Below are 13,214 nucleotides of genomic sequence, written 5' to 3'. Positions count from 1 at the left end.
TCCATAATATTTTGATACATTTGAAAGTATCTAATAAAAAATATAAACATATTAAACATTCCGATACTTTATGGAATGGATGAAACGCCATTCATAAAAATTTAATAACTAAAAGTATGAAAACAAAAATTCTGTCTATTACAACATTGGGAATTGCAGTTTGTTGCTTTATTTCATGTAAACAAAATAAAACTGAGGCTGGCCGTGAGCATTATATCGAGACAAAAAACATAGATAAATCGGTAAAGCCGGGTGATGATTTTTATGAATATGCCAATGGCAGTTGGATGAAAACCGCAAAAATCCCTGGTGATCAGACCTATGTGGGTGGGTTTTATGATGTGGTAGATTCTACTAAAAAAAGAATTAGATCCATCCTGGAAGATGCAGCAAAAGAGAAGGCTAAAACCGGAAGTATTCAGCAAAAAGTAGGCGATTTTTACGCCTCAGGAATGGATTCGGTAACGATCAACAAACGTGGATTTGAACCGGTAAAACCATTGTTAACAAAGATAGATGCCATCAAATCTGTCCCGGAGATGATGAAATTTGTTGCTGAAGAAGAAAAGAACGGCACTGAAAGTCTTATCAGCTTTATGGTATATGCCGACCAAAAGAACAGCGCGATGAATATTGCCTGGTTGACACAGAAAGGGCTTGGACTTCCGGATAGAGATTATTATTTCAAAAATGATAAAGAAACCAAAGCCGTTCAGGATGCCTATAAAAGCTATTTAACCTCGTTATTCAAACTTACGGGTTCTGATGCGGCAACGGCAGCTAAAAATACTGAGACCGTTTATAATATCGAGAAAAATCTGGCATCATCTCATAAAACCAATGTTGAGCTTCGTGATGTTGCAGCGAATTATAACAAAGTACCCTTCTCCAAAATAGTAAAAGATCAGCCCAACTTAAACTGGAATCAGTTCTTTACAATCTTAGGGACAAAAGTAGAATCATTAGATATGGAGCAGCCGGCTTATTACGATAAGCTGAACACGATGCTGAACACGGTTTCGCTTTCTGACTGGAAGCTATATCTGAAAGCACATTCACTTAATTCTTATGCGGATCTTCTGAGCAGTGATTTTGAAAAAGCCTCTTTTGAATATAAAAAAGCGCTTACCGGGCAAAAGAAACAAAAGCCGAGATGGGAACTTTTGGGGATAGCGACGGATGAGGAACTGGGAGATGCTTTAGGACAACTGTATGTGGAAAAATATTTTCCGCCTGAAGCGAAAAAAAGAATGGACGAGCTTATTTCTAATCTGACCAAAGCATTTGCAAACCGTATCCGACAGCTGGACTGGATGAGTGATGCTACCAAAAAAACAGCCGAAGAAAAACTGAATGCTATCGGCAGAAAAATTGGCTATCCGGATAAATGGAGGGATTATAGTAAAGTAAACATCGACAGAACCAAATATTTTGAAAATACGATTGCCTGTAAACGGAATAACTTCGAATTTCAATTATCCCAATTGGGAAAACCCGTTGACAAAACCTTATGGATCACAACACCGGCAACCGTAAATGCGTTCTATAACCCATATTTGAATGATATTAATTTTCCGGCGGCCATTTTACAATATCCGATGTTTGATAAAGATGCTGATGATGCGATCAACTATGGCGGAATCGGGATGGTTATCGGACATGAGCTGACCCATGGGTTCGATGATCAGGGTTCTCAGTATGACAAGATCGGGAATATGAAAGACTGGTGGTCAAAAGAGGACAAAGCGAAGTTCAATGAAAAAGTAAAACAGATTCAAAAGCTGTACAGCGGCTTCACGATTCTTAATAACCTTCATGTCAACGGCGAATTAACCACGGGTGAGAATATTGCTGACTTTGGAGGAATTGCCATTGCATATGATGCCTTTAAAATGACAGAGCAAGGAAAAGGAAATAAGAAAATTGACGGGTTTACACCGGATCAGCGCTTCTTTTTGGCAATGGGAAATGCATGGCGTACAAAAATGACCGATGAATTGTCCCGCCAGCTTATTAATATTGATACCCACTCTCCGGACAATTGGAGGGTTTTGGGACCTTTAATGAATTTTGAACCGTTTTATAAAGCATTCAATGTAAAACCTGGCGACAAAATGTACAAAGAGCCAAAAGACAGAATAAAAATCTGGTAATAGATTGATCTTTATCCATATGATTGATAATGGATATGGAAATTATATATTCAGGAGGCTGGTCGGAAGATCAGCCTCTTTTGATTTCCTCATTGATGAACTTTTTTAATCACCAAGTTTATATTTTTTCTAACTTAGGTCATGGAAAATCATTGATGGGATGAAGCGCTGAATGAAGTTTACAATTAAGCTCAGTCTTCACTTCGTCAATACGATTCTGCTATCCATAGTTTTTTTAACCATGATGAATACTAAATTATTTCTACTCTTATCACTTATTTGCCTATGTTTTTCCTGTCAAAAAAATTCAATAAAAATCGAAGGTAATATTTCAAACCTTCCTGACGGAAAATTAATCCTCTATGAAGATGTTTTCTCCAATAAACTTGACAGTATCAATGTCAAAAATGGGAAATTTGAAATGAAGCATATTTTCAATGACAGAGTTCCGCATTATTTAGGAATTGATTATTACGCTGATAACGGGAATAAAATTATGTTCCAGTTTCCTATGAATTCATACTTTAATCAAAATAAGGATAAATGGAGCTCCGGGGTTTTTCTTTCCGATGACATCATAAAATTAAACGGATCATTACAATATTCTGAGTTTGGAAAAAACTCACCATTTCCTGACCATATTAAAACAGCAACAATTACAGATTTTGAAGGAGGCGAGCAGTCAAAAGCCATGCAGGATACCAATTATGATCTGTTCACAAGAAAAAGTACGACTCAAGATGCTGAAATACAGAATCTGATTAAAAAACACCCTTCTTCTTTTCATGTTTTATTCGGGATTCTGAAAAACAGGTATCAGTTTTCCCCGATACAAATTGAGAATTATCTGAAATTATTCGATAAAACCGTTCAGAAGGCCCAGCCGTATAAAGATCTTCAACAGTATGTGGTAAATTCTAAAAAGATCGATACCAGGAATGTTTTAAGGCTGAAAAATGCAGATCATCAATTAAGTAAGGTAATAGACAAAAACTACCAAAAGCATTTAATTGTTCTCTGGGCAAGTTGGTGTGGCCCATGCAGGCAGGAAATTCCGATTCTGAAAAAGATCGTTTCTGAAAATAAACTTAACGGAATTGAACTGATTTCCATTTCAATTGATGAAAAAGAATCAGAATGGCAAAAAGCACTTAAAGAAGAAAACATGAGCTGGAAACAATTTATTGTATCAAATGCAGAAAGTGAAAATTTAAAAACGATTTTAAAATATGGCAGTGCCATTCCTTATTCTGTACTGATCGATAATAATATGAAGATACTGACCAACTCAACAGGATTATATAATGAAGCCGAAATACTGGAAATGTTAAATAAATAGAGTATCAGCAAAATAAACAGACTGTCTTAAAATCCGGAATATAATAATTAGTTGAATGAAAAATAATTTATTAAAAACGTGTATATTTATAAATAAATAACCACTTAAATCACAAATTATATGTCATTTCAAACCTACATTAAAAATATTGAAGAAAAAACTAGAAAATCCCGTTCCGATTTTGAAAATTTAGCTGCAGAAAAAGGATTTACCGATGAAGGTAAAGTAAAAAAAGGAATAAAAGCAACCGAAATAATCAATTGGCTTAAAGCAGATTTTGAATTAGGTCATGGCCATGCTACGGCCATGTATGCATACCTCAATGGAAAAAGAGAATAGCGAAAAAATGAGTACTTACAATGGAAAAAATAAACAGAAATCACCCAGCCTTTAACAACAAAAATGCAGAGCCATTTTATCATATCATTATGGAAGGCCTTAAAGGTGAAGTAGATGGCGAGCACTTCTGGGATGCTGTAGCTGAAAATGCTGTATTTGAGTTTATCTATAACATTCCGGGATTTACCAATAAAATTGAAGGCAGACAGGCTTATATGGACTGGTTTGGCGGGTATAGCAATGTGCTTCATTCCTCAGACAATTTACGGGTTTATAAATCTAATGATCCCAACAACGTAATCATCCTGGAATATCAGGTTCATGGTAGAGTGCCTCACACAGGGAAGGCTTATGATAATAACTTTTGTTCCATCATTACCATTAAAGACAGGCAAATCGTTCATTGGCGGGATTATATGGATACACTTGCGGTGATGCTTTCTGTTACAGCTGATTAAATGAGGTGATTGGAGAAACTATCTGGAAAAAATAACCGGAATGAAGGGAATCAGAAATCCCATTAAGGGAGTTCTGTTAAGATTTGGCATCGTGAAAAATAACACCTAAAGTGTGCCTTTCTCCACTGTGTATTGTAGCAACACCATGCTTCATCGTTACTCTATAATAGCCTTTTGTTCCTTTTACCGGACGGAAGTTGGTGGCAAATACAATCACATCCCCTTTTTTAGGTTTGATGACATGAGTACGGGATTGGGCCATCGGAATATTTTCCGTGAGAATAAACTCACCCCCTGTGTAATCTTCGTCAATATTATCAAGGAAAAGCACGATCTGCATGGGAAAATAAACCTCACCATATAAATCCTGATGCATAGCACAAAATCCTCCGGCACCATAGCCCAGAATTAAAGCGGTTGCTTTTTCCTGACCATTTTCTTTACACTGTTCAATAAATTCACTGTGATGTTTCGGATAACGGGTTTTTATCTTCAATACTTCCATCCAGGTATTGGCAGTGGGAGCGAGGTAACCGTAGAAATGAGTTCTCAACTCGGTCAGGATATTGGGTAATGGATAGTTGAAATATTTATAGACGCCTTTTCCAAAACGATAACGTTCCATAACTACGGTCTTCCTGTATTTGTATTCTTCTTTGAACGCTCCAAGCAGTTCACTACATTCCTGATCGTTGATAAGATCGGGAACAATAGCAAAACCTTTACTGTTCAGCTCATCAAGAATAATGTCCCATTTTTTTGTCTTTAACCTTTGTTCTATGGTGTCCATGTTTGTCATCATTAAAAATTGAAATGGGTAAAAATTTTGTATTTGTTTGTTGGGACAAAGGTAGAAGATGAAGTATGGAAATAAAATCCGTTTCTTGCGGTTTTTAAAGGCATTTATTCTCAATTATAGCAAGATTCGGATGGTATAGTGAAGTGTGAAATCTTTATATATCATGTTGTGAAAATCAAAAATCAGGAGATTTTAGATTAAAAAATAGGATGTTTTGATTATAAGTTTTCTAACGCAAAGTTTTAGTTTCATTGTATTTATTTTAGGGAGCAAAGGCTAGAATCAACTTTGTTGATTCGTCGAAGCGTGTGTATAAACATAACGCTTCATCAGCGACGAAGTCGCATTACTTGGCTCACTTAAAATAAAGCGAAATTATTCATCAACTTTGCGTCAATCTTTTTTACAGACTTGAAGAAATATAAAATTTAATTGACTCTTAGATCCTTAAAGGCTTTTTTTGATAGGCAAACAAAATAAAATATAAACCACAAGATTCGGATTGCAGAGACTTATTGACTGACATATATTTGTAATATAAAAAGTACATATTATAAAAGATTTAGAAGCAAATAGGCATGTGCTTTACCTTTCGTAGAAAAATAAACTTACTGAATATGCTGCAAAATCGAGTATCACCCAATGGCTCTTTTATCAAGACCAAAGCAAGAGGTTCATGGCTTGGCAACCGTGGGGTTATCCATAATGAAAACAAAGAAATAGTCAAGACTTATACCATTAAAGCCTGGATTATATGCATGCTGGAATTCCGGGGCAGACATCGCGAGATCATGCAGCCCGGCCACTGGACAGAACTTTTTTTCCTTGATGAAGCAACAGCATTTTCTGCAGGGCACAGACCCTGTTTTCAATGCCGGTATAAAGATCATATCCGATTTAAGGAATATTGGCTAAAAGGAAACCCTCAATACGGATTCGATATGAAGACATCTGTGAAAGCAATTGATGAAATTATCCATACAGAACGCATTGACAAATATGGAAAAAAGGTAAGCTATACGGAGCAGATTAAGAACCTGCCGGATGGAATAATCCTTAATAAGGATGATGAATGCTATCTTCTGTCAAAAGGTAAATTGTATCACTGGACTCCATCAGGTTATGACCGCTATGAAGATGCAGTACCGGAACTTGTTGTTGAGGTTCTTACGCCCCGTTCTGTGGCTAATACTTTTATGGCAGGCTATGATCCGAAAATAGATAAAAGTGCTGAAATATAGAATCATTACTGGATTTTTGTCATAAAATCGTATAACTTATATTTGAAAGGAATATTTTTTCAGATACGGTGATTGCTCGCATAACCTAAAGAATGAACTATTTTTGGCTTTTTTATGAATAATTAGGTTGGCAAGATGTTAGCTGAGCCCATCATGAAAAATAATACCTAAACTATGTCTGTTACCACTATGCAACGGACTTACCCCATGCTTCATACTCACCCTGTAATACCCTCTGCTTCCTTTCATAGGTCGGAAATTTGTTGTAAACAGGAGCATATCACCACGATTAGGCTTTAATACATTGGCTTTAGACTGAGCACGGGGAATTTGTTCGGTGATCACAAACTCACCTCCGGTATAATCTTCATCAGCCTGATCAAGCATAAAAACCATCTGCATTGGGAAAAAAATCTCACCATATAAATCCTGATGCAGCGTATTGAAACCCCCTTCACCATATTTTAAAATAAGGATTGTAGGTTTTTTCTGGCCATGTTCCTTGCAGAGCTTTTTCATTGCTTTATGGGTAGTGGGGAACTTTTTGTCAATATTCAGTTCCTGCATCCACTGATTGGCTACGGGGGCTATTTGGGCATAAACATTCTCCCTCAATGTAGTAATCAGGTCCGGTAATGGATATTGAAAGTACTTATATTCCCCCAGTCCGAAGCGATAACGCTGCATACTGATTGTTTTTCGGTAGGTGTCATCTGCTTTGTAAGCTTCAATGAAATGATTACACTCCGTTTGGGTCAATACATCGGGAACAATTACAAAGCCCTTGTCATGAAGCTCCTGGTTGATGGATGGCCAGTCTTTGGCTGCTAATCGTGTTTCTATAGTTTTCATACCATTTTTATAGAAGTAAAATTAGCAGTAAGAAAGGGGAGAAAAAATCCGAAACTTGCGGTCTTTTTGCATTTATTAAACTAGTTAAATGTACGGGCCGTTCGCGAGCTGTAATTTAGCATAAAAATTAAAGACATGGACAATAGAATATTAGGTCTGCATCATATCACTGCCATTGCAGACAATGCCAAAAGAAATCTGGATTTTTATACTCAGGTTTTAGGAGTAAGATTAGTAAAGAAAACCGTAAATTTTGACGATCCGGGAACCTATCATTTTTATTTTGGAAATGAAAACGGAACACCGGGAACAATCCTGACTTTCTTTCCATGGGAAGGAATCGGGCAGGGAACAAACGGAAGCGGTATGGCAACCCATATTGGCTACTCTGTTCCGAAAGGAAGCCTGGAATTTTGGAAAAACCGTTTACAAGGTCTTAACATCAATGTGGAAGAAAGTGAAATTTTCGGGGAAAAACTGATTTCTTTTAAAGATCCGGACGGGCTTCAGCTGCAATTGATAGAACCATCAACGGAAGACAGCCGAAAAGTATGGACCACTGAAGAATTAAAAGATGAAAACGCTTTAAAAGGATTCCATAATGTAACTTTAACTTTGAAGAAAGCAGAACCTACAATGAAAGTTTTGACGGATATTTTAGGATATGATCTTCAAAAACAGGAGGGAGAAAGATACAGATTGGCAACGAATGCGATTGATACCGCTAATCTTGTAGATATTATTGAAAATGATAAAATACCGGCCGGAAGAAATGCTGCCGGAACCAATCACCATATTGCCTTCAGGGTAAAAGATGATCAGGTTTTAATGCAATACCGTGAAAAAGTATTGTCAGCAGGTTTAAGCATCACTCCGAAGATTAACAGGGATTATTTCTACTCGTTATATTTCCGTGAACCGGGAGGCGTTTTATTTGAAATAGCAACCGATAATCCTGGATTTACGGTAGATGAACCATTGGATGAATTGGGAACTCACCTGAAACTTCCTGCTCAATATGAAGGAATGCGTGATAAAATAGAAGGCGTATTGCCGAAGTTATCATAGATCATTCACCAGGCAGAATAAAGATCATACTTTTGAATAATGATTTTTCACAGAAGGATCATTAAAAATGAACATCAATTAAAAAATAAAAAAATGGAAAGAACAGAAGTTATTCTGGAAGGAAGAAAAGGAGAGATCCAATTGTTTTCAGACGATCATAAAGCAGGAAAAATGGATATTTCAGTGATTGGTAAAAAACTAACGGTTTATCACACTGAAGTAAATCCCGAATATGAAGGAAAAGGATTTGCCAAGATTTTACTGGCGAAACTGGTGTCCTATGCAAGGGAAAACGATTTGAAAATCTTACCGTTATGTCCATTTGTACATGCCCAGTTTAAACGCCATCCGGAAGAATATAATGACGTATGGATGAAAGAAGGATAGTAGGAAAGAGGCCTATTGAAAAAAAACGGACTAATCCCCAATCAATTTGCCCTTTAGCAATTTCACGATTTTGCGATTTCACGATTTTACCATTTCACCCTTTCGCCTCCTCTATCCTCCTTTCAACAAAAAATATAACCTAAAACACAAAACCAATGACACTTATTACAGGACTACACCACGTAACCGCCATTACCGGAAATACTCAGGAAAATATAGACTTTTATACCGGAGTACTAGGGCTGCGTTTGGTCAAAAAAACGGTAAATTTTGATTATTCTGACGTTTATCACCTTTATTTCGGAGACGAATACGGAACTCCGGGAACCATTATGACAACATTTCCTTATGGTAAAGATCTGGTGAACGGAAGACATGGTAAAGGAATGCTGAATACAACTGCTTTTTCTGTTTCTATAGATGCCTTGGATTATTGGTTGAACCGTTTGGATCAGTTTAATATTGCTTATAAACAGCCTCAGCAAAGATTTTCAGAAGAAGTTTTCATCTATCTTGAAGATTTTGACGGACTGGGACTGGAACTGGTTTTCAATAATAAAGATGAAAGAAAAGGATATTTCAACGGATATATTCCCAAAGATTATGCTTTAAAAGGAATCCACCATGCTGAGATCTGGTATGATGCCTATGAAAGAACAGCGGCTCTTCTGACCACTCAGATGGATCATAAAGTGATCTTTGAAAGTCCTGATAGATTGAGACTAGGAACAGATAATCAGCCGGGGAAATATGTGGATCTGCTTTCTATGCCTAATGCACTGAAAGGGCTTGCCGGAAGAGGTACCGTACACCATGTTGCTTTTGCTACTCCGGATGCACAATCACAGCTTAAAATGGTAGAAAGATTAAATACATATGGATTGGAACATACCGAAGTGAAAGACCGCAAATACTTTACCTCAGTCTATTTTAAAGAACCCGGAGGTGTGTTGTTTGAAATCGCGACATCAGGTCCCGGATTCGATGTGGATGAAGAGCAGGCATTTTTAGGGGAAGCACTTCAGTTACCTCAACAGTTTGAAAAACAGAGAGAACGTCTGCTTGATGTGCTCCCTCCAATTAACTATCCAACAGAAAAATTCAGATAAGAAACAACAATGAGTCACACATTAAATATAAAAACAGCAGGAGTACCATTAAGACAGGCAAAAAAAGCACTGATCATGGTCCATGGAAGAGGAGGAAGTGCCCAGGATATATTGAGCCTTTCCCAACATTTGAATGTAAAAGATTATGCCGTATTAGCCCCACAGGCTCTGAATCATACCTGGTATCCCTATTCATTTATGGCTCCGGTGGATCAGAATGAACCCTGGTTGTCATCAGCCCTTGAAATGGTGGAAGAAACAGTAAAAGCAGCTCTGGATGCCGGGATTGCTTCTGAAGATATTTACTTTTTCGGATTTTCCCAGGGAGCATGTCTTACCTTGGAGTTTTTAACCAGAAATGCACAGAAATTTGGTGGAGCAGCAGCCATTATCGGCGGGGTAATAGGAGATAAGATCAATCGTGAAAATTATAAAGGAGATTTTGCAGGAACACCTGTGTTTTTAGCAACCAGTAATCCCGATTTTCATGTTCCGGTAGAAAGAGTCTATGCTACGGCCAATATCTTGAGAGAAATGAATGCTGAGGTTACGGAAAAAGTATATGCCAATTTCGGACATTCCATTAATCAGGAAGAAATTGAACTGGCTAATTCAATTGTATTTAAATGATATTTTAACCAATAAATAACCAGAAAAGGTTGGAAGCTGGAAGAAGGAGGCTGGAAGTTACTTTTAGTTATAGATACGAAAACCTTCGTAAAATCAAATAAGCTAAAAAAGATGGTAATCTGTTATTGATGACCTTCAGAACCTCCATCTTCCATCTCCCATCTTCCAAGCTCTGGTGGTTAGATTTACGTATTAAAAAAACTATGCACGAGAAACTACTTTTAATATTAGGCTTACTGCTCATCGTTATGCTGCTGGTCATGTTGGCCCAGAGAATCAAAATAGCCTATCCTATTTTTCTGGTTCTTGCGGGGCTGGGGATCAGTATGATTCCGGGAGTTCCCGTATTAAAGCTGGATCCTGATATTATATTTCTTATTTTCCTGCCGCCGTTATTGTATGAAGCAGCGTGGTATACCTCATGGAATGACTTTTGGAAATGGAAACGACCGATCAGTTTACTGGCTTTTGGACTGGTATTTCTTACCTCTTTGGTTGTGGCATATGCTTCACAGGCTTTGATTCCAGGGTTTACTTTAGCATTAGGTTTTTTATTGGGCGGAATTGTTTCCCCACCGGATGCTGTAGCGGCAACCACGGTATTAAAAGGGCTGAAAGTACCCAAAAGAACCATCGCAATACTGGAAGGAGAAAGCTTAATCAACGATGCTTCTTCACTGATTGTATTTCGTTTTGCTCTGGCAGCAGTAATGACAGGAGCTTTTTCAATGCATGAAGCTACAGGTCAGTTTTTTTTAGTAGCAGGAATGGGAATCGTAGTAGGAATTGCAGGAGCCCATATCTTTTATGCCATTCACAAATTTTTACCAACCACTCCGGCTATTGATGCGGCACTTACGGTGATGACTCCATACATTCTATTCCTTTCCGCAGAACATTTTCATTTTTCAGGAGTAATGGCGGTGGTAAGTGGCGGATTGTTTATGTCTTTCCGTGCGCATGAGATGTTTAAAACAGGAACGACAAGAATCAATATGACGGGAGTCTGGAACACCCTGATTTTTGTGATGAATGCTTTGGTCTTTGTGTTGATTGGCCTTGAACTTCCCGATATTATCAACGGCTTAGGAGAAACTTCTCTGATGCAGGGAATTAAGTATGGATTAATGATCAGTGGTATTGTCATTGTCGTTCGCCTGTTATGGATTTATCCTGTCGCTCATCTTCCAAGATGGATCAGTGAAAAAGCGCGTCGTGATCCTAATCCCGGATGGAAGAATCCATTGATTATAGGATGGGCAGGAATGAGAGGCGTTGTTTCTCTGGCTACCGCATTATCCATCCCGGTAATGATGAATTCGCAGACTGATTTCCCTATGAGAAACCTGATTATTTTTATCACCTTCGTCGTCATTTTTGTAACATTGGTCTTCCAGGGACTCACGTTACCTTTGATTATTAAATTAACAAAAATAGGAGAGATTGATCCTATTATGCCTTCCCATGAGCAACAGGCAGGAATTCAGATAAGACTTGATAAACTGGCTATAGAAAAACTCAATAAAGAACAGGAAATCAGCTCGAACAGTTTGATTGAAAATCTTAAGAATTCTTTGAAAAATGATATTAAACTTCACCAAAATCACTTAAGCTCTCTGGAAATGTGTACCAACAGGCAAAATGACATGAAGGAATACCATAAGATCATGCTTGATATTTTTGCTTTGCAGAGGAAAGAATTATTTAAAATGAAACGTGAAAAGCTATTCAGCGATGATGAAATCAGAAAAGCAGAATCACAACTCGATTTGAATGAATTGAAAATAACAGGAAACAAACATTTATAACAGCCGGAGTAAACCTTAAACTTTGAACCTCGAACCTTAAACTTTAACCCCTGAACGTTAACCCCCATGAATACATTACATTTTTTAGTGATCGGAAAAAACCAGGAAATTCTGGATGTCCTAAAGCGGATTATAGAAAATAATGAAGGCTGGACTGCAGAAATTCAATCTGATGAAGAACTCAGTTATGATTATCTTACAGCAAATAATGTTGATATTGTCCTTTTAAGTTCCGGATTGGAAGAACAGTTTGAGAAAGATATGAAAGTATTTTGTGAGAATTCGGGTGGTAAAGTAAAAGTTATTGAACATTATGGAGGCGGAAGTGGATTGCTAAAGAACGAAGTTTACAGCCTTTTTCCTAATTTGCATTCATAAAATAATTTTATGTTTGAAAATATCATCAAAAACATTACACGATTTATTACCATTACCCCCGAAGAAGAGAAAATTTTTACAGACTTATTGGTCTGTAAGACATTTCCCAAGAAAACTGTTTTGCTGAGAGAAGGAGAGATCTGTCAGTTTGAAGGGTATATTCATAAAGGATGTTTGCGTATGTATTGTTTAGATGATAACGGAACCGAAGTTACCCTGTTGTTTGCCATAGAAGACTGGTGGATCAGTGATATTGCTTCATTTCAGGATCAAAAGCCCTCCAAAGTATATATTGAAACACTGGAGGATTCTGAAATTTATATGCTGAACCCTACAACGAAAGCAGAGCTGCTTGAGAAAATTCCTAAGTTTGAGAGGGTTTTCAGAATGTTGGTCCAAAGAAACCTTTCCACGCTTCAGGCCCGTTTGGTCAATACCATTTCAAAAGCCGCTTCAGACCGATACCTTGAATTTATCAAAGTGTATCCTTCCATCCCACAAAGAGTAGCCCAATATTATATCGCTTCCTATCTGGGAGTTTCAAAAGAATTTGTAAGTACCATCCGAAAACGTTTGGCCTCCAAAGAGAAATAAGCCTCTTATCTTTCTACATCAAAAATTTCATTCATGCATTTGTGGCAATCTAAAATCAT

The 13,214-nt window shown here is 37.3% G+C and carries 14 protein-coding genes; 12 read left to right on the top strand and 2 right to left on the bottom strand.

What is annotated here, in order from left to right; all coding sequences use genetic code 11:
* Positions 1 to 116: 116 nt before the first annotated feature.
* The 4 genes from AC106K_RS24740 to AC106K_RS24725 all read left to right on the top strand — a co-directional run bounded on the left by AC106K_RS24740 (position 117) and on the right by AC106K_RS24725 (position 4,289).
* On the top strand, positions 117 to 2,153 hold the full coding sequence (locus tag AC106K_RS24740) for a M13 family metallopeptidase (protein WP_482448220.1): 2,037 nt from the start codon (positions 117 to 119) through the stop codon (positions 2,151 to 2,153).
* 241 nt (positions 2,154 to 2,394) lie between these two features.
* Complete coding sequence (locus tag AC106K_RS24735) at positions 2,395 to 3,492, top strand: thioredoxin-like domain-containing protein (protein WP_482448218.1); 1,098 nt, start codon at positions 2,395 to 2,397, stop codon at positions 3,490 to 3,492.
* A gap of 120 nt (positions 3,493 to 3,612) precedes the next feature.
* Positions 3,613 to 3,831 carry a DUF4287 domain-containing protein gene (locus tag AC106K_RS24730; protein WP_482448217.1) on the top strand — a complete coding sequence of 73 codons (219 nt, stop codon included), beginning with the start codon at positions 3,613 to 3,615 and terminating at the stop codon, positions 3,829 to 3,831.
* 20 nt (positions 3,832 to 3,851) lie between these two features.
* Positions 3,852 to 4,289 carry a nuclear transport factor 2 family protein gene (locus tag AC106K_RS24725; protein ID WP_482448216.1) on the top strand — a complete coding sequence of 146 codons (438 nt, stop codon included), beginning with the start codon at positions 3,852 to 3,854 and terminating at the stop codon, positions 4,287 to 4,289.
* Between the two features lie 76 nt (positions 4,290 to 4,365).
* Here the strand turns inward: AC106K_RS24725 and AC106K_RS24720 are convergent, their stop codons facing one another.
* Positions 4,366 to 5,079 carry a 2OG-Fe(II) oxygenase gene (locus AC106K_RS24720; RefSeq protein ID WP_482448215.1) on the bottom strand — a complete coding sequence of 238 codons (714 nt, stop codon included), beginning with the start codon at positions 5,077 to 5,079 and terminating at the stop codon, positions 4,366 to 4,368.
* 626 nt (positions 5,080 to 5,705) lie between these two features.
* Between AC106K_RS24720 and AC106K_RS24715 the strand changes: the two genes are divergently transcribed.
* Positions 5,706 to 6,329, top strand: coding sequence for a hypothetical protein (locus tag AC106K_RS24715; RefSeq protein ID WP_482448214.1), 624 nt, complete (start codon positions 5,706 to 5,708; stop codon positions 6,327 to 6,329).
* Between the two features lie 138 nt (positions 6,330 to 6,467).
* Here AC106K_RS24715 and AC106K_RS24710 read toward each other — a convergent pair whose 3' ends face one another.
* The gene (locus tag AC106K_RS24710; RefSeq protein ID WP_482448213.1) at positions 6,468 to 7,181 is read right to left on the bottom strand and encodes a 2OG-Fe(II) oxygenase; all 714 of its coding nucleotides are present in this window, start codon (positions 7,179 to 7,181) and stop codon (positions 6,468 to 6,470) included.
* Positions 7,182 to 7,316: 135 nt separating this feature from the next.
* Between AC106K_RS24710 and AC106K_RS24705 the strand changes: the two genes are divergently transcribed.
* From AC106K_RS24705 to AC106K_RS24675, 7 genes are all read left to right on the top strand, one after another.
* Positions 7,317 to 8,249 (top strand): ring-cleaving dioxygenase, encoded by a 933-nt coding sequence (locus AC106K_RS24705; protein WP_482448212.1) that lies wholly within the window; start codon positions 7,317 to 7,319, stop codon positions 8,247 to 8,249.
* A gap of 93 nt (positions 8,250 to 8,342) precedes the next feature.
* Complete coding sequence (locus AC106K_RS24700; RefSeq protein WP_482448211.1) at positions 8,343 to 8,636, top strand: GNAT family N-acetyltransferase; 294 nt, start codon at positions 8,343 to 8,345, stop codon at positions 8,634 to 8,636.
* Positions 8,637 to 8,791: 155 nt separating this feature from the next.
* Positions 8,792 to 9,745: a ring-cleaving dioxygenase gene (locus tag AC106K_RS24695; protein ID WP_482448210.1), complete on the top strand. Its 954-nt coding sequence runs from the start codon at positions 8,792 to 8,794 to the stop codon at positions 9,743 to 9,745.
* A 9-nt stretch (positions 9,746 to 9,754) separates the two neighbouring features.
* On the top strand, positions 9,755 to 10,375 hold the full coding sequence (locus AC106K_RS24690; protein WP_482448209.1) for an alpha/beta hydrolase: 621 nt from the start codon (positions 9,755 to 9,757) through the stop codon (positions 10,373 to 10,375).
* A 203-nt stretch (positions 10,376 to 10,578) separates the two neighbouring features.
* Positions 10,579 to 12,183, top strand: coding sequence for a Na+/H+ antiporter (locus tag AC106K_RS24685; RefSeq protein ID WP_482448208.1), 1,605 nt, complete (start codon positions 10,579 to 10,581; stop codon positions 12,181 to 12,183).
* Between the two features lie 66 nt (positions 12,184 to 12,249).
* Positions 12,250 to 12,561 carry a hypothetical protein gene (locus AC106K_RS24680; protein ID WP_482448206.1) on the top strand — a complete coding sequence of 104 codons (312 nt, stop codon included), beginning with the start codon at positions 12,250 to 12,252 and terminating at the stop codon, positions 12,559 to 12,561.
* 9 nt (positions 12,562 to 12,570) lie between these two features.
* Positions 12,571 to 13,155, top strand: coding sequence for a Crp/Fnr family transcriptional regulator (locus tag AC106K_RS24675; protein ID WP_047096732.1), 585 nt, complete (start codon positions 12,571 to 12,573; stop codon positions 13,153 to 13,155).
* The last annotated feature ends 59 nt before the right edge of the window (positions 13,156 to 13,214 follow it).

The organism is Chryseobacterium sp. FR048 (assembly GCF_056844665.1).
The sequence above is the reverse complement of the archived record's forward strand: the minus strand, read 5'-3'. Positions and strand labels throughout refer to the sequence as shown.